General features: G+C 60.6%; 3 pseudogenes. All 3 read right to left on the minus strand.

Features of this window, described 5'->3' with window-relative positions:
- A pseudogene (locus tag GSQ95_RS25330) lies at nucleotides 1-350 on the minus strand (single-stranded DNA-binding protein); the annotation flags it as partial.
- Nucleotide 351: 1 nt separating this feature from the next.
- Nucleotides 352-945, minus strand: a pseudogene (locus GSQ95_RS25335) (DUF3158 family protein).
- Between the two features lie 5 nt (nucleotides 946-950).
- A pseudogene (locus tag GSQ95_RS25340) lies at nucleotides 951-1,753 on the minus strand (PFL_4669 family integrating conjugative element protein).
- Between the last annotated feature and the right edge of the window lie 394 nt (nucleotides 1,754-2,147).

The following is a 2,147-nucleotide window of genomic DNA, read 5'->3' on the forward strand; positions in this document are numbered from 1 at the left end:
GATGGATTCGATCCGCTGCGGCAGGATCGCGATCCGGTTGGCCTGGACCTTCATGGCCGCTTGCTCGACGCCGTTGCCATCCTTCCAGTTATCGAGGACCGCACGGCCTCGATCAACACGCGCATTCCTTTCTGGTACAGCCGGCTATAGCTTTCCGCGTCGCGGTGCCAGAGTTCGACGTTGGCCCAGAAACCGCCGCGATCCTCGTAGGAGCCATCCTGCAGGCGGATGCTGTTATCGAAATAGACGTTCAGCCGGAGCAGGTGCCGCGGATCCTGATTGTCCTTCTGGAACCGCTTGTACTCGGGTGCGGAGCCAATGTTGCCTTCCCATACTACTGCTGTGCCCATGTCAGGCCTCCTGTTGGGATGCGGTGTCTTCGCCGCGGGATTGGATGATCTGTTGCAGCCGTTCGGTGTAAACGGCCGTGGCCTGGGCCATCTTCTCGGCGCACTCGGCGCACTCGGCGCACTCGGCGGCTTGCCGGCCGATGGCGTGGACCAGGCTGATTTGCATGTTCAGAGCAATGCGCTGCAGCTCCATGGCGTGCAGGTCCTGGAGCAGTGTTTCGGTGACCAGGTCGTGGCGGCACAGGTCCGCCCAAAGCCCTACGCCCATCTTTCAGGTCCCGCTCTGCTGCCAGCGCAGAAAGACTGGGCCAGCGGAGGTGTGCTGGTGGGTCATTCGGATCGGCATGAGCGTGAAGGGGAAACGCTGGGCCTGAGCGAGGATCCGCTCCTGGGCCAGGGTGTTCAGATTGGCCTCAAGGGAACGGCACTGCTCGGCCAACTGGTCCAGCTCCCCCTTACCTTTAAAGGGTTTTAAAAGCCTTTTGTAGAAGGGAGCGTGTTGCAGGCTCGCGAAGGCATCCTGTTGCAGGGGCTGGAAGGCAGCCTGTTGCAGACCTGCTGCCCTCGAACCCTGAGTGGACTGTTGCAGTGCCATGGCGATCAGGCCTCACTCATCTCGGTGGCGACGTGAGATCCGGTCAGGGCGCCCAAATGCTCATCCTCGTCGGCGGAGTCGCCATCGAAGCCGTCATCGTCGCTGCTGGAGCTGGCCGGAGCATCGCCTGGACGTTGGATGGCCGGGGCGAACTTGCTACGGCGGGTGCCCTCAAGCACGTCCTGGGGCATTTCCAAGAAGCCGTACATCTCTTTGGCGTTGGTCGCTCGGGCGTTGTTGGCAGCGATGTCGTCGCGCGACGCACCGCTGAGCTGAAGCCTTTGTAGCGTTGGCCCACGCCGTACAGGCGGCGCAGCACGGCGGCGCCTTCGTCCAGCCAACCTTCCTTGGAGCCGTTGTCGATCAGGCCGATGTGCGCGGCCAGGAGGATCCGGCGCACCAGCTCGTCATAGCGGGTGAGCAGATAGACGCCTTTGAAGGCCAGCGGCGAGTTCAGGTACAGCGGCAGCTTGAGCGGTTGGATCGACAGGTTGGTGCCCACGTCCAGCTGCTTGGGGAGCATCGCCATGACCTGGTCCAGTCGCTCGTCGATGGCGGTCAGCTGCTGCTCGGACTCCTCGATCTTGTCCTCGATGATGATGAGGAAGAGATCGGAGTAAGGATCGTCCTTGGCGGCACTGGCGGAGATGCGGTTGATGATGTTGGAGAAGCCGGACAAGCCGATCATGCCGGGCTTGTTGTCGGAGCGCTGCCGACCGAACCAGAGCCGAGACGCATGATGGGTATGCAGGGTGAGGTTTACGCTCGACCTGAGCGAGCCTAGGTTGAGCTGGAAGGTATCAGCCATGAGAAGAATTCCTTGGGTTGTGAGATGACGCTCGGGCAGGGTGCCGAGACTGGCGCTGGAGGGCAGCGAGAAACCGTATTTGGATGCGCGGAGGTTGATCGCCTAAGAAGCTCGTAGATCTAAAGCCGGCTGCATACCACCGGGTTTTTGAGGTGCGGGTGATGCCCAGGTCATAACTCGTGGGCTTCGAAATGCAGATAATTTTCCTGCAATCACCTAAAGCGTCATCGTGGTGGGTGATTCCCGGGGAATCATTGGTGGGAACGTAGTGCTGGATAGGAGATACCCGGGTAACAAGATAATCGGAGATCATTCGCTGCGTCCCCGGCCCATCATCGCCCTTAGGGCTTGTCTGAAAAGTCGTGTTTGCTAGCCTGTTCCTGTGATGGCAATG

Origin of the sequence: Pseudomonas sp. BAV 4579 (assembly GCF_009765395.1) — a bacterium.
Taxonomy (GTDB): Bacteria; Pseudomonadota; Gammaproteobacteria; order Pseudomonadales; family Pseudomonadaceae; genus Chryseomonas; species Chryseomonas aestiva.